General features: G+C 67.4%; 11 protein-coding genes. 10 read left to right on the top strand and 1 reads right to left on the bottom strand.

From position 1 onward, the window contains the following. The first annotated feature begins 94 nt into the window (after positions 1-94). Together ODR01_RS08985 and eno are read left to right on the top strand one after the other, a co-directional pair. Positions 95-1,129 carry a phosphotransferase family protein gene (locus tag ODR01_RS08985; RefSeq protein WP_316977299.1) on the top strand — a complete coding sequence of 345 codons (1,035 nt, stop codon included), beginning with the start codon at positions 95-97 and terminating at the stop codon, positions 1,127-1,129. Continuing rightward, positions 1,126-2,430, top strand: a complete 1,305-nt coding sequence (eno, locus tag ODR01_RS08980; RefSeq protein WP_316977298.1) for a phosphopyruvate hydratase — start codon at positions 1,126-1,128, stop codon at positions 2,428-2,430. The genes ODR01_RS08985 and eno overlap by 4 nt, the downstream gene beginning before the upstream one ends. On the opposite strand, the gene ODR01_RS08975 is transcribed toward eno, so the two are convergent. Next, entirely contained in the window at positions 2,427-3,143 is a 717-nt protein-coding gene (locus tag ODR01_RS08975) for a hypothetical protein (protein ID WP_316977297.1), read from the bottom strand. The genes eno and ODR01_RS08975 overlap by 4 nt on opposite strands. Positions 3,144-3,448: 305 nt before the next feature. Here ODR01_RS08975 and ODR01_RS08970 point away from each other — a divergent pair, with 305 nt between their 5' ends. From ODR01_RS08970 to ODR01_RS08935, 8 genes are all read left to right on the top strand, one after another. After that, complete coding sequence (locus tag ODR01_RS08970; RefSeq protein WP_316977296.1) at positions 3,449-17,230, top strand: tandem-95 repeat protein; 13,782 nt, start codon at positions 3,449-3,451, stop codon at positions 17,228-17,230. Between the two features lie 536 nt (positions 17,231-17,766). Beyond that, on the top strand, positions 17,767-19,683 hold the full coding sequence (locus ODR01_RS08965; protein ID WP_316977295.1) for an NADH-quinone oxidoreductase subunit 5 family protein: 1,917 nt from the start codon (positions 17,767-17,769) through the stop codon (positions 19,681-19,683). Further along, positions 19,680-20,531, top strand: coding sequence for a respiratory chain complex I subunit 1 family protein (locus tag ODR01_RS08960; RefSeq protein WP_316977294.1), 852 nt, complete (start codon positions 19,680-19,682; stop codon positions 20,529-20,531). The genes ODR01_RS08965 and ODR01_RS08960 overlap by 4 nt, the downstream gene beginning before the upstream one ends. Positions 20,532-20,543: 12 nt before the next feature. After that, complete coding sequence (locus ODR01_RS08955) at positions 20,544-20,999, top strand: NADH-quinone oxidoreductase subunit B family protein (RefSeq protein WP_316977293.1); 456 nt, start codon at positions 20,544-20,546, stop codon at positions 20,997-20,999. Positions 21,000-21,037: 38 nt separating this feature from the next. Beyond that, positions 21,038-21,448 (top strand): NADH-quinone oxidoreductase subunit C, encoded by a 411-nt coding sequence (locus tag ODR01_RS08950; RefSeq protein WP_316977292.1) that lies wholly within the window; start codon positions 21,038-21,040, stop codon positions 21,446-21,448. A gap of 17 nt (positions 21,449-21,465) precedes the next feature. Continuing rightward, the gene (locus ODR01_RS08945) at positions 21,466-22,542 is read left to right on the top strand and encodes a hydrogenase large subunit (protein WP_316977291.1); all 1,077 of its coding nucleotides are present in this window, start codon (positions 21,466-21,468) and stop codon (positions 22,540-22,542) included. Positions 22,543-22,567: 25 nt separating this feature from the next. Then, the gene (locus ODR01_RS08940; protein ID WP_316977290.1) at positions 22,568-22,945 is read left to right on the top strand and encodes a 4Fe-4S binding protein; all 378 of its coding nucleotides are present in this window, start codon (positions 22,568-22,570) and stop codon (positions 22,943-22,945) included. Positions 22,946-23,157: 212 nt separating this feature from the next. Continuing rightward, a complete protein-coding gene (locus ODR01_RS08935) occupies positions 23,158-23,349 on the top strand; it encodes a hypothetical protein (RefSeq protein ID WP_316977289.1) in 192 nt (63 codons plus the stop codon). Position 23,350: the final 1 nt, after the last annotated feature.

Raw genomic sequence — 23,350 nt, 5'->3', positions numbered from 1 at the left:
GCTTGCGATCCGCGTTCAGGCCATTGCCTAACGGGTTACAATCCCGAATACTCGGGTTGGCACTCCGTGCAACCCGAGCGGTCGAGGAGGTTCCGTGGCCGAGAACGGCCCGCCCAGCGCGATCTCGGAAAAAAGCGATGACTGGCTGATCCCCAGCCTGATCCGCCTGGAGCTGATGCGTTCCGGCGAGGCGCCGTTCATCCAGCCGCTGACCGGCGGCGTGTCCTCCGACATCTATCGGGTCGACCTGGCCTGCGGTTCCGTTTGCGTCAAGCGGGCCCTGCCCCGGCTCAGGGTTGCCGCCGACTGGCGGGCGCCGGTGGAACGCAACGCCTATGAATCCGCCTGGATGCGGGTGGCCGCCGGCATCGAGCCCGACGCCGTTCCCGAAATCCTCGCCGAGGACGCCGCGGCCGGCCTGTTCGTCATGCGCTTTCTCGATCCGGCCGATCATCCGTCGTGGAAGGCGCAACTGCGCGAAGGCATCGCCGACCCGGCAACCGCCAAGGCGGTGGCCCGGCGGTTGGCCGACATCCATGCCGCGACCGCCGGCGATGCCGGCGTGGCCGAGCGCTTCGCCACCGATGCCATCTTCCATTCCATCCGCCTGGAGCCCTATCTGCTGGCCACCGCGCGCGCCCACCCCGATCTCGCGGAGGTGTTGGCCGGGCTGGCCGATGCCACCGCCGCCACCCGCAAAGCCCTGGTGCACGGCGACGTCAGCCCCAAGAACATCCTGGTCGGGCCGCGGGGGCCGGTGTTCCTCGACGCCGAATGCGCGTGGTACGGCGATCCGGCCTTCGATCTTGCCTTCTGTCTCAACCATCTGCTGCTGAAGTGCCTGTGGACGCCGGCCGCCACGGCGGGCTTCCTCGCGTGTTTCGACATCCTGGCCGCGGCCTACCTCGAGGGGGTGCGCTGGGAGCGGCCGGAGGCGCTTGAACGGCGGGCGGCGCGCCTGCTGCCCGGGCTTTTCCTGGCCCGGGTCGACGGCAAATCGCCGGTCGAATACGTGAGCGGGGAGGAGGCGAAAAACAGGGTCCGCCGGGTGGCCCGCGCCCTGCTGGCCGATCTGCCGGAGCGATTGCAAACCGTGCGCGGAACATGGTCGAAGGAGGTGTCAGCGTGAACGGCTTCATCATCACCAAGCTGAGGGGCAGGCGGGTGTGGGATTCGCGGGGCCGGCCGACGGTGGAGGTCGAGGTCGACCTGGCCGGAGGGGCGGTGGGCCGCGCCATCGCGCCGGCCGGCGCCTCGATGGGTACCGGCGAGGCCGTGGATCTCAGGGACGGCGGTGCCCACCTGGGCGGGCTCGACGTCCAGAACGCGCTGGCCAACATCAACGGCGAGATCCGCATGGCGATCGCCGGCATGGACGCCACCGATCAGGCCGCCGTCGACCAGGTCCTCATCGCGCTCGACGGCACGCCCAACAAGAGCCGCCTCGGCGGCAACGCCACCATCGCCGTCTCCATGGCCGTCGCCCACGCCCGGGCGGTGGCGGTGGGCGAGCCCCTGTGGCGCCACCTCGGCGGGTTCGACGCCTGCACGCTGCCGCTGCCGGAAATCCAGATCATCGGCGGCGGCGCCCATGCCCGTTCGCGGGTCGACGTGCAGGATTTCATGGTGACGATGCCCGGCGCCTCCTCCTTCGACGAGGCGCTGGTGTGGACGGCCGAGGTCTACCGCCTGGCCGGCAAGCTGCTCGAAGACTCGGGAAGGCTGCAAGGCGTCGCCGACGAGGGCGGCTATTGGCCGGCCTTCGCCACCAACGAGGACGGGCTGGAACTCCTGGTGCGCGCCATCGAGGCGGCCGGCCTGAAACCCGGCGAGCAGGCGGCGATTTCGCTCGACATCGCCGCCTCGGAATTCGGCCGCGGCGGTCGTTACCGGCTGGCGCTGGAGGAGAAGGATCTCGATTCCGACGGCCTGGCCGAACTGCTGATCGGCTGGATCGACCGCTATCCGATCGTTTCCATCGAGGACCCGATGGCCGAGGACGACGAGGCCGGCATGCGCCGCTTCACCGAGGCGGCCGGCCGGCGGGTGCAGATCGTCGGCGACGATTTCGTCGTCACCGACGCTAAACGCATCCGCAAGGCGGCGGCGGCCGGGGCCTGCAACGCCGCGCTGATCAAGCCCAACCAGGCCGGCACGCTGACCGAGACCAAGGCGGCGCTCGAGGCCGCCCGCGCCGCGGGTTGGGGCGCCATCGTATCGGCCCGTTCCGGCGAAACCGAGGACGTCACCATCGTCCACCTCGCCATCGGCTGGGGGGTGGCGCAGCTCAAGGTGGGGTCCTTCGCGCGGGCCGAGCGCATGGCCAAGTGGAACGAGGCCCTGCGTATCGAGGAATCGCTGGGCACGATGGCGCTCTTCGCCGGCCGCCTGCCGTTCGCCGGTCTGGCGCCGGCCGGCGCGGCCTCCTAGAACAGGCCGGCGAGGCCGATCAGGCCGTCGCGCCCGGCGGCCAGGTTGAAGCGTTGCGCGTTACGCAGGTCGGACGGGCTGCGGGCATCGTGGATGTCGGCCGGATCGGCTTGGCGCGGCGGGTTGACCGGGATGCCGCTGGGGTCCCAGGCGAACAGCAGGCCGGGAAAGGCCGCCTGATCGAAGCGCGGCGACGGCCACAGATAGGCGTTGAAGTGCAGGGCGCCGCGGGTGCAGGCGGTGACGATCCAATAAAAGGCGTCGGACGACAGCTCCAGGCGGTTCGCCAGCGGCTGGAACACTCCGCCTGCCTGCATGGCGTCCTGGAGCTTCAGGACGTCGACCTCCCTCAGGTGAACGGTTTCGGCTTGCCCGGACCACGGGGACAGCACGCCCGACACGCTGTCCACCGTGATGGTGCCCACCTGGCCGCGCCTGCCCAGCACCTGGATCTGCAACACCGGGTTCTGCCCGGCGCCGTCGGTCGTCAGGTCGTAGGAGCGGACCTGCTCGGTATAGATGCCGTTATAGACGAAGCGGTAGCGGTCCGGCGCGCCGACCCTGCATTGCTGGCGGATGTCGTCGCCGTTCAGATAGCTGAACCAGGTGAGATTGCGCCCGATCGGGTTGCCGGTGTCGCCGTGGTAGGCGCACGAGCCGGTCAGCAGAAGGCCGCCGGCGAGGGCGAGAAGAAGGGCAAGGCGTCGGGTCATGGTCGGGTTCCTGGCCGGACTGTGGGCGGCTGAGTTCGATCCCCTAGATATTGCAGCGCCCCATATAATGCAAAAGAAGACCGAAGGTTCCGGGGCCGGAGGGGCGAATCGGTGCCGCCTGTGATGACCGTCACAGCAAGGGGGCTGCCAAAGCTGCTAGGGTAGCCCAAGATCGGGCGATTGGCTTCGCGAAGCGGTCAGGGTACTTGTTGAACTAAAAGATAAAATTTTACGGATATTTAGGGCAAATCGGCGGGAATCGAAGAATCGGCTTCCCCGGACGACCCTCAGAAGGAGAGCAGGCCATGGCGAGGACCACCGCGACCGAGGCGAAAGACCCCGGTCTGCCGCAAGGTACAGCCCCCGCCCACGTGATCGAGGCGACCGGTTCCGAAACGCTGACGCTGCCCGAGGGCGTGCCGCTTGCCGATTGCGATTTCGCCCGGGCCGGCGACAATTTGGTGCTGACGGCGCCGGACGGCACCGTCACCGTGGTGCGTGGCTATTTCGGCCTGGAAACGCCCCCGGCCCTGGTTTCGGCCGGCGGCGGCGAGCTGGCGGGCGATCTGGTGACGCAGCTGGCGGGGCCGCTGGCTCCCGGGCAGTACGCCCAGGCCGGCGCCGCGCCCGGCGCCCAGCCGATCGGCACCGTCGAGACCCTGCACGGCAAGGTGACGGCCATCCGTGCCGACGGCACCGTGGTCGAGCTTCAGGCCGGCGATCCGGTCTATCAGGGCGACATCCTGGAAACCGGCGCCGACGGTGCCATCGGCGTCCTGCTGGCCGACGACAGCACCTTCTCGATGGCCGCCGACGGCCGCATGGTCCTGGACGAGATGGTCTACGACCCCAGCACCCAGTCGGGCTCGATCAACCTTTCCGTGGTGCAGGGCATCTTCACCTTCGTCAGCGGCCAGGTCGCCAAGACCGACCCCGACGCCATGACGCTGACCACCCCGGTGGCGACCATCGGCATCCGCGGCACCCAGGTCGGCCTCGAGATCCCCGACGGCCAGACCCTGCGCGTCGTCCTCATGGAGGAATCCGACGGCTTCGTCGGCGAGGTGGTGGTGCGCAACGACGGCGGCGTCGAGGTGATGAACGGCGCCCACGACTTCACGGTGATTACGGGCTTCAACGTCGCGCCCTCGCCGACCGGCACCATGTCGGTCAGCGACGTGGTGCAAATGTTCTCCTCGTCCCTGAGCATGATTCCGACGACCGGCACCGCCAACTCCTACAGCGTTCCCCAGGACGCGCCGGACGATCTGCAAGATATCGGCGTCCAGGGCGACGACGTCGTCGGCGGAGGATTCGACACCGACCAGATCAGGGTGACGGAGGGCTTTGACGAGCAGCAGGGGACGACGTCGGGAGACGACTCCTCCGATGACGGCGACGATGGCAATGACGACGACGGCGGCGATGACGACGGCGAAACCGAAGTCCAAATCGTTGACGGAGGCGGGGCCGAAACGACGAACGTCGCGCCGTCGGTGTCGGGCGGAGGCTCAGGGGCCGAGGGCGACGATTCCATCCTGCTGAACCTGTCGGCGGTCGAGGTGGACAGTGGGGCGTCCATCGCCTCGGTGACGATCTCGGGCATTCCCGAAGGGGCGACGTTCTCGTTGGGCACGGACAACGGCGACAACACGTGGACGATCTCCGGGGCCGACCTCGCCTCGCTGGGCACGCTGAGCATCAGCCTGCCCGAGAACCATGACACGAATGTCAACCTGACGGTGACGGCGACGTCGACGGACGGCGGCTCGACGACGGCAACCGTTCCGGTGGCGGTCGCGCCGAAGAACGATGCGCCGGTGGTATCGGGCGGCGGCTCGGGGACCGAGGGCGACACGGCGATTGCGCTGAACCTGTCGGCGGTCGAGGTGGACAGCGGGGCGTCGATCGCCTCGGTGACGATCTCGGGCATTCCCGAAGGGGCGACGTTCTCGCTGGGCACGGACAACGGCGACAACACGTGGACGATCTCCGGGGCCGACCTCGCCTCGCTGGGCACGCTGAGCATCAGCCTGCCCGAGAACCATGACACGAACGTCAACTTGACGGTCGTGGCGACGTCGACGGATGGCGGCTCGACGACGGCGACCGTTCCGGTCGCGGTTTCCGCTGTCAACGATGCGCCGGAGGCCGACGATTCCTCGGCGGCGACGACGGAGAATGTCGCCCTTGAAGGCCAACTCGCGGCGACCGACGTGGAGGGCGACGACCTGACCTTCGCGCTCGCCGAGACCGGCGCCCCGGCGTACGGCGCGGTGACGGTCGAAGCGGACGGCAGCTACACCTATACGCCGAATGCCGGCTATTACGGTCCGGACAGCTTCACCTACACCGTTTCCGACGGCCACGGCGGCACCGATACGGCGACGGTGACGATCGAGGTTGCCAACGACGACGTCCACGTGGTGGGAACCGAAGGCGACGACGTTCTGACCGGCGGCGTCGGCGACGACGTTCTCGATGGCGAGGGCGGCGACGACCGTCTGGACGGCGGGGCTGGCCACGACGACCTGTTTGGCGGCACCGGCGACGACGTTTTGTTGGGCGGCCTCGGCAACGACGTGCTTTTGGGCGGCCTCGGCGATGACCTCCTGGAGGGCGGCGCCGGGGATGACAGTCTCGACGGCGGGTCGGGGGACGACACGCTCGCTGGCGGCGTCGGCAACGACGCGCTGGACGGCGGCACCGGCGACGACACGGCGGTGTTCGGCGGGAACTACGCCGACTACACCATCACGTGGGCCGACGGCGTGGTCACGGTATCCGGTCCCGACGGCACCGACGTGCTGGAGAACATCGAGACCCTGACCTTCGGCAACGGCTCGGTGGCTGTCGACGCCCTCGGCGCGCCGCCGGTGGTATCGGTGGAAGCGGCGGCGGGCAAGGAGGACGAGCCCATCGCGCTCGCCATCTCGGCCTCCGTGCCCAACGCCATGGAAGGCGTCGTCAGCATCACCATCACCGGGGTTCCGGCGGGCGCCAGCCTCAGCGTCGGCACGTCGAATGCGGACGGCACCGTTTGGACGATCTCGGGCGATCAACTTGACGACTTGGCCTCCCTCACCATCACGCCGCCGCAAAACAGCAGCGCCGATTTCACGCTGACAGTTTCGGCGACCTCGACCGACGGCGGAGTCAGCCCGGCGACCGACGTTCCGGTTTCGGTTTCGGCGGTCAACGACGCGCCGGTGACGGCGGGCTTTGAGGCTTCGGTCGACGAGGACGGCACGCTCGTCGGCCAGCTTTCGGCCAGCGACGTCGAGGGCGACACCCTGACGTTCGCGCTGGCGGCCGAGGGCGGCCCGGCGCACGGCACGGTGACGGTGAACGCCGACGGCAGCTTCTCCTACGAACCGGATGCCGACTACGCCGGCCCCGACAGCTTCACGTATCAGGTTTCCGACGGCCATGGCGGGACGACGACGGCGACGGTCTCGCTGACCGTCGATCCCGAGAACGACGCCCCGGTGGCGTTGGCCGGGACCGGCACGGTGGCCGAAGACGGCGCGATCGAGGGAACTCTGGTCGCCACCGACGTCGAGGGCGATGCCCTGACGTTCGCGCTGGCCGCCGAGGGCGGCCCGGCGCACGGCACGGTGACGGTGAATGCCGACGGCACCTACACCTACACGCCGGCCGCCGACTACTATGGCCCCGACAGCTTCACCTATGAGGTTTCCGACGGCCAGGGCGGCACGGCGACGGCAATCGTCTCGCTGACGGTGACCCCGGTCGGCGACGCCGCCCAGGTGGTGCTGGATGCGCCGGCTTCGGGCGCCGAGGACACGGCGATCGCGCTCGACCTCTCGGCTTCCGTGCCGGACAGCACGCTGGGGGTCCAGAGCATCACGATTTCCGGGGTTCCGGCCGGCGCCAGCCTCAGCGTCGGCACCTCGAATGCCGACGGCACCGTGTGGACGATCTCGGGCGATCAGCTTGACGACTTGGCCTCCCTGACCATCACGCCGCCCGCCAACGCCAACGCCGACTTCACGCTTACCGTCCAGGCCACCTCGGCCGACGGTACGGCGGGGACCGCCATCACGGTGCCGGTGGCCGTCGCCGCCGTCAACGACGCGCCGGTGGTGGGGGCGCCGATCGGTCTGGCCATGGCCGAGGACGGCACGCTGCTGATTACGGCGGCGGCGCTTCTGGCCAATGCCTCGGACGTCGACGGCGACACCCTGAGCGTTGTCGACCTGGCGGCCACCGGCGGTACGCTGAGCGACAACGGCAACGGCACCTGGACCTTCACGCCGGGTCAGAACTTCAACGGTACCGTCGATCTGAGCTACGGGGTGTCGGACGGCACGGCGACCACGCCGGCGACGGCGACGGTGGCGGTTGCCGCCGTGAACGATGCGCCGGTGGTATCGGGCGGCGGCTCGGGGACCGAGGGCGATACGGCGATAGCGCTGAACCTGTCGGCGGTCGAGGTGGACAGCGGGGCGTCGATCGCCTCGGTGACGATCTCGGGCATTCCCGAAGGGGCGACGTTCTCGCTGGGCACGGACAACGGCGACAACACGTGGACGATCTCCGGGGCCGACCTCGCCTCGCTGGGCACGCTGAGCATCAGCCTGCCCGAGAACCATGACACGAACGTCAACCTGACGGTCGTGGCGACGTCGACGGACGGCGGCTCGACGACGGCAACCGTTCCGGTGGCGGTTGCCGCCGTCAACGACGCGCCGGACATTGACGGTCCGCTCTCGTTTGCGGTCGCCGAGGACGGTACGCTGACCATCACGGCGGCGCAGCTTTTGGCGAACGCCAGCGACGTCGAGGGCGACACCCTGAGCGTTGTCGACCTGACGGCGAGCGGCGGTACGCTGAGCGACAACGGCAACGGCACCTGGACCTTCACGCCGGGTCAGAACTTCAACGGCACGGTTGATCTGACCTACGGGGTGTCGGATGGCACGGCGACCACGCCGGCGACGGCGACGGTGGCTGTTTCGGCGGTGAACGACGCGCCGGTGATCGGTGCGCCGATCAGCCTCGGGATGGCCGAAGACGGTACGCTGACCATCACGGCGGCGCAGCTTTTGGCGAACGCCAGCGACGTCGAGGGCGACACCCTGAACGTTGTCGACCTGACGGCGAGCGGCGGCACGCTGAGCGACAACGGCAATGGAACCTGGACCTTCACGCCGGGTCAGAACTTCAACGGCACCGTCGATCTGAGCTACGGGGTGTCGGACGGCACGGTGACGACGCCGGCCACCGCGACGGTTTCGGTTTCGGCGGTGAACGACGCGCCGGTGACGGTGGGCTTTGAGGCTTCGGTCGACGAGGACGGCACGCTCGTCGGCCAGCTTTCGGCCAGCGACGTCGAGGGCGACACGCTGACGTTCGCGCTGGCGGCCGAGGGCGGCCCGGCGCACGGCACGGTGATGGTGAACGCCGACGGCAGCTTCTCCTACGAACCGGCTGCCGACTACGCCGGCCCCGACAGCTTCACGTATCAGGTTTCCGACGGCCATGGCGGGACGACGACGGCGACGGTCTCGCTGACCGTCGATCCCGAGAACGACGCCCCGGTGGCGCTGGCCGGCACCGGCACGGTGGCCGAGGACGGCCACATCGACGGCCAGTTGGCGGCCACCGACGTCGAGGGCGATGCCCTGACGTTTGCGCTCGCCGCCGAGGGCGGTCCGGCGCACGGCACGGTGACGATCAATGCCGACGGCACCTACACCTACACGCCGGCCGCCGACTACTATGGCCCCGACAGCTTCACCTATCAGGTTTCCGATGGCCAGGGCGGCACGGCGACGGCAATCGTCTCGCTGACGGTGACCCCGGTCGGCGACGCCGCCCAGGTGGCGCTCGGCGACGCGGCCGCCGGCAACGAAGACACGGCGATTGCGCTCGACCTCTCGGCTTCCGTGCCGGACAGCACGCTGGGGGTCCAGAGCATCACGATTTCCGGGGTTCCGGCCGGCGCCAGCCTCAGCGTCGGCACCTCGAATGCCGACGGCACCGTGTGGACGATCTCGGGCGATCAGCTTGACGACTTGGCCGACCTCACCATCACGCCGCCCGCCAACGCCAACGACGATTTCACGCTCACCGTTCAGGCCACCTCGGCCGACGGCACGGCGGGGACCGCGATTGAGGTTCCGGTCAGTGTTTCGGCGGTGGCCGACACCACGATCTCCGCCGGCCCCGACCTGACGGTGGCCGAGGACGGCACGGTCGCCCTGGCGATCACGCCCAATCCGGCCGGTGGCGAGACTATCGACTTCCTCACCATCAGCGGTCTGCCTTCGGGCGCCGTCCTTTCGGCCGGCACCTCGAATCCCGACGGCACGTGGACGCTGACACCCGCCCAGCTGGCCGGCCTCACGCTGACGCCGCCCCATGATTCCTACGAAGACCTTACGCTGACGGTGCGGGCCACCTTGACCGACGGCAGTGTGACGGCGCCCGATTCCGTCGACGTGACGGTGACGCCGGCCGCCGACGCGCCGGTGGTTTCGGGGTCGGGGACGGGCGAAGAGGACACGGCGATCGAGCTGGCCATCGACGCCTCGGTGCCGGACAGCACCGAGACGGTCGCCTCGATCACCATCGCCGGCATTCCGGCGGGGGCAGTCCTGGCGGTGGACGCCGAAAGCGGCCTGACGCTGACCGGCAACGTACTGACCGGTTCGGGCGAGGGCGGCCGCTTCACGGCGGCCGACCTGGCGGCCCTGGCCGGTGGCGCCCTGACCATCACGCCGGCGCTTAACGCCAATGACGATTTCGAGCTGACGATCACCGCCGTCTCCACCGACGGCGGCAGCAGCGAGGCGATCCTGCCGGTCAGCGTGGCGGCCGTCAACGACGCGCCGGAGGCCACGGATTCCACCGCCACCATGACCGAGGACGCCGTCCTCGTCGGACAACTTGGCGCCACTGACGTGGATGGCGACGACCTGACTTACGCCCTCGCCGAGCATGGCGGGCCGGCGCACGGCACGGTGACGCTCGAAGCGGACGGCAGCTACACCTATACGCCGACCGCCGGCTACCACGGCGGCGACAGCTTCACCTACACCGTTTCGGACGGTCACGGCGGCAGCGTCACGGCGACGGTGACGATCGCCATCGCCGACGACGACGTTCACCTGGTCGGAACCTCGGGCGATGACGTGCTGGTTGGCGGCGCCGGCGACGACGTGCTTGAGGGACGCGGCGGCGACGACATCCTCGACGGTGGGGCCGGCGACGACACCCTCAAGGGCGGCACCGGCGACGATACGGTGGCCGGCGGTGCAGGAGACGACCTGCTCAAGGGCGACGGCGGCGACGATATCCTCGACGGTGGGGTTGGCGACGATACCCTGGATGGCGGCAGCGGCGACGACGTGCTGAGCGGCGGCGATGGCGACGATGTCCTCAAGGGTGAAGGCGACGACGACATTCTGGACGGCGGGGCCGGCGACGATACGCTGAGCGGCGGCAGTGGCGACGACGTGGTCATGGGCGGGGCCGGCGACGATCACCTGACGGGCGAGGGCGGTGACGATATCCTCGACGGCGGGGCGGGCAACGACAGCTTCGACGGCGGGTCGGGCGACGACACGCTGACGGGCGGCCTGGGCGACGATACCCTGAACGGCGGGGCCGGCGACGATACGGCGGTGTTCAGCGGCAACTACGCCGACTACACCATCACATTGAGTGACGATCTGGTCATCGTGTCGGGCCCCGATGGCACCGACGTCCTCGATAACATCGAGAACCTGACGTTTGGGAACGGCTCCGTTGCCGTCGATACCCTCGGCCTGCCGCCTGTGGTGTCGCTGGAGGCGGCGGCGGGCGACGAGGACGAAGGGATCGCACTGTCCATCTCGGCCTCCGTGCCCAACGCCATGGAAAGCATCGCTTCCATCACCATCGCCGGCGTTCCCGATGGCGCCGAACTGTCGGCCGGCACTGATAATGGCGACGGCACCTGGACGCTCACGCCCGGGCAGCTTGACGGGCTGACCCTGACGCCGCCCGCCGATTTCAACGGCAGCCTGGCGCTCACGGTGACGGCCACCTCGACCGCCCTGGCGACCGAGGCGGTCAGCAGCGCCCCGGCGCCGCTGAGCGTGTCGGTTAGCCCCGTTCCCGACGTGCCAGCGGTTTCCGTCTCGGCGGCTTCGGGGACCGAGGATTCCTCGCTGGCGCTTGCCATTTCGGCGTCGGTTCCTGGCAGTACCGAGACGGTGGCCTCGGTCACCATCAGCGGCGTCCCGGCCGGGGCGACGCTTTCGGCCGGCACCCGCAACGACGACGGCTCGTGGACGCTGACGGCGGCGCAACTGGGCGGCCTTACCCTGACGCCCGCCGCCGATTTCAACGGCGAATTCAACCTGAACGTCACGGCGACCTCGACCGACGGCGGCACCAGCCCGGCGGCCACGCTGGCCGTCGACGTCATGCCGGTGCCCGAGACCGTCAATCTGCACTTCCGGGTCAGCAACGGCAACACCATGGCGCCCACCTGGGCCATCGACAGCACCAGTGGTGCCGATCTGCCGGGGCCGGATGCTTTCGGCGAGGCCGAGGTCTTCCAGTTCGGAGGCAACGAGATTCAGTATTCCTACGCCGACGCCGACACCGCCACGGTGTCCGTGATCGACGCCTGGAACAGCGTCAAGAACATCGAGGCGGTCAGCGAGCAGTCGGCCGATGTCGTGCTCCAGAACTTCGTCCATACCGACGTTACGCTGGGCGACGGCGGCGACAGCACGGTGACCATCGACGGCGCCAAGCGCGGCACCATCGTCACCGGCGACGGCGACGACACCATCGACATCGACGCGCTGACCAACGACGACGGCTGGAGCAACCTGTTCGACATCCGCTCGGGGGCGGGCGACGACACCATCACGGTGACCGGCGACAAGGGCTTCACCGAGGTGGTGGCCGACGGCGGCGCCGGCAACGACCGCATCACGGTCGACGGCAACTACGAGAAGGCGACCCTGGACGGCGGGGCCGGCGACGATACGCTGGTGGGCGGTGCCGGCGAGGACACGCTGATCGGCGGCAGCGGTTCCGACCGGCTCGACGGCGGCGCCGGCGACGACACGTTGCATTATTCACTCGACGGCAGCTGGACCAGTCTTTACCAGGCCAAGAACGTCGGCAGCCCCGACGAGGCCGGGACCAACGAGACCGTCAACCTGGCCGGCATGAACCGCAGCTCGGACGTGTTCATCGGCGGCGAGGGCGTGGACACCCTCGAACTGACCGACGGCAACGACGCCTTGTTCCTGGACGATTCCTTCAGCGCCAGCCCAACCGACGGTCCGCGCATCTCGGGCATCGAAACCATCAACGCCGGGGCCGGCAACGACGTCGTCGACCTGACCAGCGAGCAGTATGCCGTCGGCGACGTCACCATCGATGGCGGCGCCGGCAACGACGTGCTGTGGTCTGGCGGCGGCAATGACACCCTGCTCGGCGGCGAAGGCAACGACAAGCTTTACGGCGGGGCGGGCAGCGATGCCCTCGACGGCGGCACCGGCAGCGATACGCTGGACGGCGGCAGCGGCACCGACATCCTGACCGGCGGCGCCGGCAACGACACGCTCAAGGGCGGTGCGGGAGCGGACATCGCGGTGTTCGCCGGCTCGTTCGCCGCCTATGCCGTCAGCATCGATCCCGCCACCGGCGTCATCACGGTGGCGGGCCCCGACGGCACCGACATCCTGAGCGGCATCGAGACCCTGCGCTTCGACGACGGCGACATCTCGGCCGACACCATCGGCAGCGCGCCGACGGTCGATGTCGCTCCGGCCACTGGCGGCGAGGATACGGTGATCGCACTGGCCATCGCCGTGACCGTCAACAATCCGTTCGATCCGCTCGGCGCCATCACCATTGCCGGCGTGCCGGCGGGGGCGACGCTGTCGGTCGGCGCCGACAGCGGCCTGACGCTCATCGGCAACGTGCTGACCGGCTCCGGCGAGGACGGCCAGTTCACGGCGGCCGACCTTGCCGCCCTGGCGGCCGGCGCCGTAACGGTGACGCCGCCCGCCAATTCCGATGCCGACTTCATCCTGTCGGTCACGGCCGAGACGGCCAGCGGCGTGGCCGCCGAGGCGGCAAGCCTGCCGGTGACGGTCGACGCGGTGGCCGATGCCCCGGCCCTTGCCGTGGAACTGGGCGATCCGACCATCGTTTACGACGAGGGCGGCGACGCCGGTGCCGTCGACACCCTTACCGTCAGCGTGGAAAAGGCCGACAACAGCTGGACCAATACCGGCAAGTTCGAGGTCTTCCTCGACGGCGAATCGCTTGGCGTCTTCACCGCCAGCGATCATCGCGATGCGGTCACCGTCACCCTTTCGGGCGTCGACGTGACCGCGGAATCGACGATCGAGGTGCGGCCGGTCGGCTCGGGATGGCTGGGCGAATTGTTCGGCTTCAGGTCCCATATCACCGTCGAGGGCATCGCCGTCAACGGAGTGGCCCTGGATCTGGCCGGCGGCGACACCAACCTCAACAGCGCGAGCCACGAAACACTGACCGTCGAGATCGGCGACGGCGTGCTGCCCGATGACGGCGGCGAGGCCGTGGGCACCCAATATCCGTTGCAGATCGCGGCCAGCCTGACCGATGCCGACGGCTCCGAAAGCCTGGGCGACATCGTCATCTCGGGCGTTCCCGAGGGGGCGACGCTCTCGGCCGGCACCGACAACGGTGACGGCACCTGGACGGTGACGGCGGATCAGCTTTCCGGCCTCGTCCTGACGGTGGGGACGGGGGTTGGCGCCGACTTCGCGCTGACGGTCAGCGTCACGTCGACCGAGGGCGCCGGCGGTTCGAGCGCCACCACCATCGCCACCATCGACGTTCCGGTGGCAGCGCCCGAGGTGCCGCCGACGGTGACGGTCGAGCCGGCGCAGGGCGACGAGGACAGCGCCATCGCGCTCCGCATCCATGCGGCGCCGGGCGATCCGTCCGATCCCGTGGCCTCGGTCACCATCGGCAACGTCCCGGATGGCGCCATCCTGGCCGTCGCCGCCGGCAGCGGCCTGAGTCTGACCGGTAACGTGCTGACCGGCTCCGGCGAAAACGGCGCCTTCACGGCGGCGGACCTGGACGCCCTGGCCAACGGCGCCCTGACCATCACGCCGCCCGCCGATTCCAACGTCGATTTCAACCTTACCGTGGCCGTCGCGACGGTCGGTGGCGTGGCCGCCGATGCGGTAGCGGCGCCGGTGACGGTCGACGCGGTCGTCGATACCACGGTCTCGGGTTCCGGCACCGGGGCCGAGGACACGGCGATCGCGCTGGCTATCGCGCCGGCGGTGGCGGGCGGCGAGACGGTGGCCCTGATCAACATTGCCGACGTGCCCGAGGGGGCGGTCCTGGCCGTGGGAACGGATGCGCTGACGGCCAACGAGGACGGCAGCTTCACGATTACTCCGGACCAGTTGGCCGGCTTGACCATCACGCCGCCCGCCAACTTCAGCGGCACCATCGCCTTGGTGGTGACGGCGGCCCTGACCGACGGCGGCGTTACGGCCCCGACGACGGTGACGGTTACGGTGACGCCGGTGGCCGACGCGCCCGCGCTTGCGGTGACGCGCGGCGAACCGACGGTTGTCGTCAGCCATCCCGCCGACCTCGATACGGACCTCGGCATCACCATCGATGCCACGGCGCCGGCGACGCCGCTCGAACCCGCCACCTTCAATCATGTCGGCAGCGGCGGCGGCGACTGGATCGAGGGCGGTTCCGGCAACGACGCCATTTACGGCGGCAGCGGCAGCGACTGGCTGTACGGCGACCTGAACTGGGACGCCAGCGGCTATGGCAATGACGTTCTCTTCGGCGGAGAGGGCAACGATACCCTGACCGGCGGCGGTGGGGCCGACCAGCTGGCAGGCGGTGAGGGCAACGATACCGTCTACGGCGACTTCTCGTGGGATACGGCCAGCGCCGGCAACGACGTCATCGATGGCGGCGCCGGCAACGACACCCTGGTCGGCGGCTCCGGGGACGACCACATCTCGGGCGGCACCGGCAACGACGACATCGCCGGCGATTTCAGCGGCGGACCGTACCCCCAAGGCAACGACATCATCGACGCGGGCGCGGGCGACGACACCGTCACCGGCGGCGCCGGCGACGACCATATCGCTGGTGGCACCGGCGACGACCGGCTCTACGGCGACTTCAGCGGCGGCCCGTCGGTCGGCGGCAACGACGTCATCGACGGCGGTTCCGGCGACGACATCGTCATCGGCGGCGGCGGCAGCGACCGCATCGCGGGCGGCGAGGGCGACGATTACATCGAGGGCGACTTCAACTACGCGACCGCCGCCGACGGCGACGACGTCATCGACGCCGGGGCCGGCGACGATACGGTCATCGGTGGCTATGGCGACGACACCATCGCCGGCGGCGCCGGCGACGACATCCTCTATGGCGACGTGACCTGGAGCACGACGGCCAGCACCGACGGCAACGACCTGCTGGCAGGTGGCGCCGGCGACGACGTCATCTATGGCGGTGGCGGTTTGGACGTGGCGGTCTACGCCGGCCGGCGCGAGGAGTATCAAATCACCCAGAACGCAAACGGGTCCTTCACCATCGTCGATACGGTCGCCGGACGCGACAGCACCGACACAGTGTATAACGTCGAAACGTTCCGTTTCTCCGATGGCGACGTCGCGGCCGGCGATCTGCCGTCCGGCGTGGGTGGCGGCGTGGGCGGAGAGAGCTCCGTCATCTATCCGCTGACCATCGCGGCCGGCTTGACCGACACCGACGGTTCGGAAACCCTGGGCGGCATCACCATTTCCGGCCTGCCGGCGGGGGTGACGCTGTCGGTCGGCGCCGACAGCGGCCTGACGCTGACCGGCAACGTGCTGACCGGCTCCGGCGAGAACGGCCAGTTCACGGCGGCGGACCGCCTGGCCCTGGCCAACGGCGCCCTGTCCGTCACGGTCGGCGCCGCCGTTGCCGCGGACTTCTCAATTTCGCTCAGCCTGACGACGACCGAAGTGGCGAACGGCGCGACGGCGACGACCACCGTCACGGTGCCCTTCGACGACATCGTCAACGACGCCCCCACCCTGGCGGGCGACGGCGAGGCGGCGGTCGGCGAGGACGGCAAGGTGACGATCACCGCCGCCGACCTTCACCTGATCGATCAGGAAAGCGGCGCCGAGGAGCTGGTCTACCAACTGGTCGACACCGTCGATTTCGGCAAGCTCTACCTGGACGACGGATCGGGCAACAAGGTCAACCTCGGGATCGGCTCCACTTTCACCCAGGCCGACATCGACCTCGGCCTGCTCAGCTACGAGCAGGACGACTCCCTCAGCCATTTCTGGGACCCCGACACTCCCGAATGGAGCGCCGGCAGCGCGCCGGTGGACCCCGGCAACCTGACCATGCCGCTCGAAGCCGAGGGCGTGACCGTCACCTTCCAAGGCGAGGAGGCCAGCTATCACAACGTCATGGGCTGGTACAAGCTGGATGCCGAGGGCAATCCGACCGACCCGCAGATCATCTGGCGGGACACCTCCGAGCCGGGCAGCGGCGGAAGCCTCGCCGAGGGAACGACGGCGAGCCTCGACGGGCTGGCGCCCGGCCAGTCGTTCGGCTTCTTCGTCATCCAGGACGGCGCCACCAAGTTCAATTGGCTGGACGGACAGCTGGAGTCCAACAATACCCTGAAGTTCGGCGCCGAGGGTGGCCTGGAATTCGTCAACGCGGCAGGGAACACGGTCAAGTCGATCGGCGCCGACGACCTGTTCTTCACCGATCCGTCCCTCAATCCGGACGGCCTGAACCATGCCCTTTCCGGGGTGCAGGACGACACCCTGATGATCGGCTTCGAGGACCTGACCGGCGGCGGCGACCGCGATTTCGACGACGTCACCTTCACGGTCAAATACGAAGGCGTGGCCGGGCCGCAGAGCGCCACCCAGGACAGCTTCACCTTCACGGCCGAGGACAGCGGCGGAACCCCCGTCGCCGACCACACCGATCCCGGCCAGGGCTATACCGTCACCGACGGCCAGGCGACCTTCGACATCACGCTCGATCAGCAGCCCGGTTGACGGTTCGCTTTTGGGGCGGCGCTTCGCCGCCACGGAGGGCAGGGAGACGACTGCCCCCGGCCCCGGGGGTTGCACCACCCCCCCCCATGCGCCAGCCGGACGCCCCGTCGACGGCCGGGACGGGGGCCGGTTTTGACGGCCGGCGGCCCGCTTTTGGGGCCTTCGCAACCTATCTTGCGAGTTGAGCGGAAAAATTTTTTTGTGCGTGCCGCGATAGCCGCGGAAATGCTCGTGTTTTGTGGATTTTCGCATTGTGGGGGAAATATCCGAACGAAACGACGGGGTCGCTATAAGTGATTGTTTCTATTTTATGGTTTCAGTCTTTGTTTTATTTCAAGAAACTTAATAATCAGAATGATTCTTAACTATGCTTCAGTAGTTTAGAAAAGATCTAACTTGAAACCTATTTTGAATTCAGTTACACGTACGCCCCGAGGAAACCTAAAAGTCTAAAAGAAAGAGCCCGACTGTGTGGCTGCGTTATTTTTCATCGTCTTTACAACAATTCCTTCGAACGAAACCGAGGCTCGGCTGAGATGCTCGAAACGCTCGCCTTCATCCTGATCGTTGTGCCGTTCCTGGCGGCCCTGGGCTGCTTCGCAGTCCGTGCCAGCGCAGTGCGGTCATTGATCATCGTGGCCACAAGCGTTCTGCTTGTCGTCGCATTCATCCTGCTCATCTTCGAGGCCCCCGCGACCTTCTCGCCGGATGCCGTCTTCGGACTGCCGGTGCGCGGGGTCATTCAGGTCGCCGACTTCCTGCTGCTGGGCGTGATCCTCTACTTCGGCGTCGTGCGCAAGAGCGCGCTGATCGTCGTCTTCGCGCTGATCCAGCTCGGCCTTGCCGGCTACCTTGAATTCGGCTTGAGCACGCATCAGTACGGCCATCCGACCTTCGTCGTCGACAACCTGGCCCTGGTCATGGTGTCGATCATCACGGTGGTGGGCGGCGCGATTGCCATCCACGCGATCCCGTACATGAAGGCCCACGAACACCACCTCCACCTGGAGAAGAGCCGGCAACCGACCTTCTTCTTCGTGCTGGTGCTCTTCCTGGGGGCCATGAACGGCCTGGTGCTGACCAACGACATCGCCTTCTTCTACTTCTTCTGGGAAATCACGACGCTCTGCTCGTTCCTGCTGATCGGCCATGACAAGACCGAGATCGCGACCAAGAACGCGGTCCGCGCCTTGTGGATGAACAGCTTGGGCGGCGTCGCCCTGATGACGGCGATCGTCTGGTTCTACGCCTCGCTCGGCACGTTCGACATCCAGCAGATCATCGAAAAGGCCCCGGGTACGGCCTTCATGATGATCCCGCTGGGGCTGCTGTGCTTCGGCGCCTTCACCAAGGCCGCCCAGGTTCCCTTCCAGAGCTGGCTTCTGGGCGCCATGGTCGCGCCGACGCCGGTTTCCGCCATGCTGCATTCCAGCACCATGGTCAAGGCGGGCGTCTATGCGGTGGTGCGGTTCGCGCCGGCGCTGACGGACACCTACCTGGGATACGGGGTCGCCCTGGTCGGGGCCTTCACCTTCCTGGCCACCGCGGCGCTTGCCGTCGGCCAGAGCAACGGCAAGAAGATCCTGGCCTATTCGACCATCAGCAACCTGGGCCTGATCGTGGCCTGTGCCGGCATCGGCACGCCGTCCGCGATGACGGCGGCCATGCTGATCATCATCTTCCATGCCGTGTCGAAGGGCCTGCTCTTCCTCTGCGTCGGCACCATCGAACAGTACATCGGCAGCCGCGACATCGAAGACATGCGGGGTGTCTATGCCCGCATGCCGGTCACGGCGCTGATCACCGTCATCGCCATCCTGACCATGATCCTGCCGCCCTTCGGCATGCTTCTCGGCAAATGGATGGCGGTCGAGGCGGCGTCGACCAATCTGGCGCTGATCCTCATGCTGGCGCTGGGCAGCGCGCTGACCGTCGTCTACTGGGCCCGCTGGGCCGGTGGCGTGATGAGCGCGCCCTTCCAGGGCAAGATCACCTTCGAGGTGCAGCCCATCCTCACCCGCTGGCCGCTGGTCGGCCTGTGCGCGGGCGCGGTGCTGGTCAGCCTCGGCGCTCCGTGGCTCTACACCGGGCTGATCGAACCCGCGGTCGCGGCGTTCGGGCCGGCTCCGTACGAGATCGTCAACGGCGTGTTCGGCAGCGCGGTGGGTGCTTTCGCCGTGGTGCCCTTGTTCGTGGTCGTCGTGGTCGGCGTCATCTTCGCCGTTCGGGCGATGGGCAAGACCGCGGTGACCCCGGCGGCGGCTCCCTACTTCGGCGGCGCCAATACCGCGGATTCCGGCGGCTATATCGGACCGATGAACAAGCCGATCCCGGTGACGTCGAGCAACTACTACATGACGGCGTTGTTCGGCGAGGAGAAGCTGTCGCGCTGGGTCAACGGTGCGGCCCTGCTCCTGCTGGCGCTGATGTTCGCGATGGGAGGAATGCTGTGAGTTACGAAATCCTGCTCGCTCTTGCCGGGCTTCTTCTGGCGCCTCTCGCCGGCGGTTTGATCAGCGGTATCGACCGCAAGATGACGGCCCGCGCCCAGGGTCGCGTCGGCCCGCCCATCACGCAGGCGTTCTACGATTTCGCCAAACTGTGGGCCAAGGACACCCCGGTGGCCAACCCGTGGCTGACCTTCTGCTCGTGGGTCTACCTGGGCGGAGCGGCGACCTCGGTGGTGCTGTTCTTCCTGGGCTCCGACCTGCTGCTGGTCTTCTTCGTGCAGGCAGTGGGCGCGGTGTTCCTGGTCATCGGGGCGCTGTCGGTTCCCTCGCCCTACAGCCAGATCGGCGGCCAGCGCGAGCTGCTGCAGATGCTGGCCTACGAGCCGCTGCTGATCCTGGTCATCGTCGGCATCTATGTGACGACCGGCAGCTTCCGCATCGAGGCCGTCTTCTATCACGACACCCCGCTGCTGCTCGAACTGCCGCTGCTCTTCGTGGTGCTCGGCTACGCGTTGACCATCAAGCTCCGGAAATCGCCGTTCGACATCTCGGGCTCCCATCACGCGCATCAGGAAATCGTGAAGGGCGTCTACACCGAGTACGCGGGCCGCAACCTGGCCCTCCTTGAACTCGCCCACTGGTACGAGGTCATCTTCATCCTCGGCTTCGTGGCGCTGTTCTGGGCGACCAGCGTATGGGGAGCGGTGATCCTTCTGATCATCACCTACGCGCTCGAAATCATCATCGACAACGTCTCGGCCCGTCTGACTTGGCGGTGGATGCTGGGCTCGGTCTGGATTGCCGGACTGTGCCTCTCCGCGGCCAACCTCGCCTGGCTCTACTTTGCCTAAGGGATTGCAGCGATGTTTGGCAGTTTTCTCAAGAAGTCCCAACTCAAGTCGCCGTGGCTGCTTCATTTCGACTGCGGCAGCTGCAACGGATGCGACATCGAGGTGCTGGCCTGCCTGACGCCCCTTTATGACGTCGAACGGTTCGGTATCGTCAACGTCGGCAATCCCAAGCACGCGGACCTGCTGTTGGTCACCGGCACGGTCAATCACCGCAACAAGAAGGTTCTCAAGAACCTTTACGACCAGATGCCGAATCCGAAGATCGTCGTGGCCGTCGGCGCCTGCGGGCTGTCGGGCGGGGTGTTCCGCGACAGCTACAACGTGGTGGGCGGCGTCGACAAGGTCATTCCCGTGGACGTGTATGTCCCCGGGTGTCCGGGCAAGCCGGAGGCCATTATCGACGGCGTCGTCACCGGCCTGGGCCTGCTGGCCAAGCGCCAGCAGGAAGCCGCGAAGGCAGCCGCCTGAGCGGACGCCAGGGCCCTTTTGTAACGAGGAAGACGATCGTGGAAGACAAAACCATTCCCGTCACGCTGGAAACGGTTGTCGCCGAGGTGACCAAGATCAAGGCGGAAGGTTCCCGGCTGATTACCATGACCTGCGTCGACATCGACGAGGCCAACATGGAGCTCCTCTATCACTTCGATAAGGATCTCAAGGACCATCACCTGCGGATGAAGATCGCCAAAGGGCAGCCGGTCCCCAGCATCAGCCCGGTCTACTTCGCGGCGTTCCTGATCGAGAACGAGATCGAGGACCACTTCGGCGTCAAGTTCGACGGCCTGGTACTGGACTTCGGCGGCACGCTCTACCTCGAGGAAGAGGTGATGCGCACCCCGTTCTGCAAATATGGCGTGACCCGCACGGACGGCGCGGCCGGCGGCGAGGCGAAGGCCGCCTCGGCGGAAACCGCGTAAGAGCGAAGGAAAAGACAATGGCAAGAACCATCGTACCATTCGGACCGCAGCATCCGGTTCTTCCGGAGCCGATCCACCTGTCGCTCACCGTCGAGGACGAAATCGTCAAGGAAGCCGTTCCCGCGCTGGGTTACGTGCACCGCGGGCTGGAAAAGCTGGCCGACATCCGCGACTACAACCAGATGATCCAGATCGTCGAGCGCGTCTGCGGCATCTGCTCCATGATCCATGCCCTGTGCTACTGCCAGGGCATCGAGGAGATGATGAAGGTCGAGGTCACGCCGCGGGCCAAGTACCTTCGGACCATCTGGTCGGAACTGCACCGCATTCACAGCCACCTCCTGTGGCTCGGCCTCTATGCCGACGCCTTCGGCTTCGAATCGCTGTTCATGCAGTTCTGGCGCATCCGCGAACGCATCATGGACATCAACGAGGCGACCACCGGCAACCGCGTCATCGTGTCGGTCAACGTCATCGGCGGCACCCGGCGCGACCTGACGCCTGAGCAGTGCGCCTGGATCCTCTCCGAACTCAACGACGTCGAGAAGCAGTTCCGCGAACTGCAGAACACGATGCTTAACGACTACTCGGTGAAGAAGCGCACCGTCGGCGTCGGCGTACTGACCAAGGAGCAGGCCTTTGAGCTTGGCGCTGCCGGTCCGATGCTGCGCGCCAGCGGCGTCGCCCAGGACATGCGCCAGCTGGGCTACGCCGCCTACAAGGATCTGGGCTTCGAGCCGATCGTCGAGACCGCCGGCGACTGCTATGCCCGCGGCAAGGTGCGGTTCCGCGAGACCCTGCAGGCCATCGAGTTGGTCCGCAAGGCGATTGCCGGACTGCCCGAGGGAGAGACCGCTGTCAAGGTCAAAGGCCGTCCGAGCGGCGAGGTGATTTCGCGTGTCGAACAGCCGCGCGGCGAGTGCTTCTACTACATCAAGGCGAACGGCGGCAAAAACCTGGAACGCCTGCGCATCCGTACCCCCACCTTCGCCAACATCCCGCCGCTGGCCGTCGTTCTGCCCGGCACCGAACTGGCCGACGTGCCCGTGATTGTCCTGTCCATCGACCCGTGCATCAGCTGCACGGAACGATAAGAAAGGGGTAACTGCTGTGCCTTTCATGACCCCAACCATCGTCAAGAACTTCCTTGGCAAGCGCGCCACCCGTATGTATCCGATCACGACGCGCGAGCCGTTCGCGGACGCCCGGGGCGAGCTCTACATCGACATCAAGGAATGCAACCTGTGCGGCCTGTGCGCCCGGGCCTGCCCGGCGCAGTGCATCACGGTCGACCGCGAGAAGGCCACGTGGGGATGCGACCCTTTCGAGTGCGTCTACTGCGGCGTTTGCGTCGACACGTGCTCGCGCCATTGCCTGCACCAGCACGATACGTACAGGGCCCCGGCTACCGAAAAATCCGTTATGCACGAGCAGGGTGAAATCAAGAAAAAAGCAAAGAAGGAAGAGGCGGACGGTTCGGCGCAGCCGGCCGCTTAAGCAACCCCTGTTCATGTGGAAGGGCCGGCCGCTAGAAGCTGGTCCCCAACTGGCGCCAGATGAACCCCGCCTTCGGGCGGGGTTTTTATTGGCCGCGTCATTGGGGATTGACGGGATGCGGCGGGCGGGCGAGACTCCGGAAAAAAGAACGACGTGGCGCCGGCTCGCTTCCCCGGATGGGGTCAGAGGCCGGCCTGCAGGGTAGACGGACGATGATCAAGGACGGACCCTTCTTCACCATGGATGCGGCCCGCGCCGCGGCCCAGGAAATCGCCAATCGCGACGGGAAGACCCAGTACATCGTCGTCTTCAAGGCGAGCTATTACCTGACCGACGAGAAACCCCAGTACGAGGGCAAGACACCTTTCTACCAGATCGAGGGGATTATCGATCCCGAGGTCTAGA

Source organism: Shumkonia mesophila (genome assembly GCF_026163695.1).
Taxonomy (GTDB): Bacteria; Pseudomonadota; Alphaproteobacteria; order Rhodospirillales; family Shumkoniaceae; genus Shumkonia; species Shumkonia mesophila.
The sequence above is the reverse complement of the archived record's forward strand: the minus strand, read 5'-3'. Positions and strand labels throughout refer to the sequence as shown.

Coding starts and splice junctions, on each gene's coding strand:
- ODR01_RS08940 (WP_316977290.1), top strand. CDS start 22,568: ATGACCCCAACCATCGTCAAGAACTTCCTTGGCAAGCGCGCCACCCGT.
- ODR01_RS08975 (WP_316977297.1), bottom strand. CDS start 3,143: ATGACCCGACGCCTTGCCCTTCTTCTCGCCCTCGCCGGCGGCCTTCTG.
- ODR01_RS08970 (WP_316977296.1), top strand. CDS start 3,449: ATGGCGAGGACCACCGCGACCGAGGCGAAAGACCCCGGTCTGCCGCAA.
- ODR01_RS08935 (WP_316977289.1), top strand. CDS start 23,158: ATGATCAAGGACGGACCCTTCTTCACCATGGATGCGGCCCGCGCCGCG.
- ODR01_RS08955 (WP_316977293.1), top strand. CDS start 20,544: ATGTTTGGCAGTTTTCTCAAGAAGTCCCAACTCAAGTCGCCGTGGCTG.
- ODR01_RS08965 (WP_316977295.1), top strand. CDS start 17,767: ATGCTCGAAACGCTCGCCTTCATCCTGATCGTTGTGCCGTTCCTGGCG.
- ODR01_RS08945 (WP_316977291.1), top strand. CDS start 21,466: ATGGCAAGAACCATCGTACCATTCGGACCGCAGCATCCGGTTCTTCCG.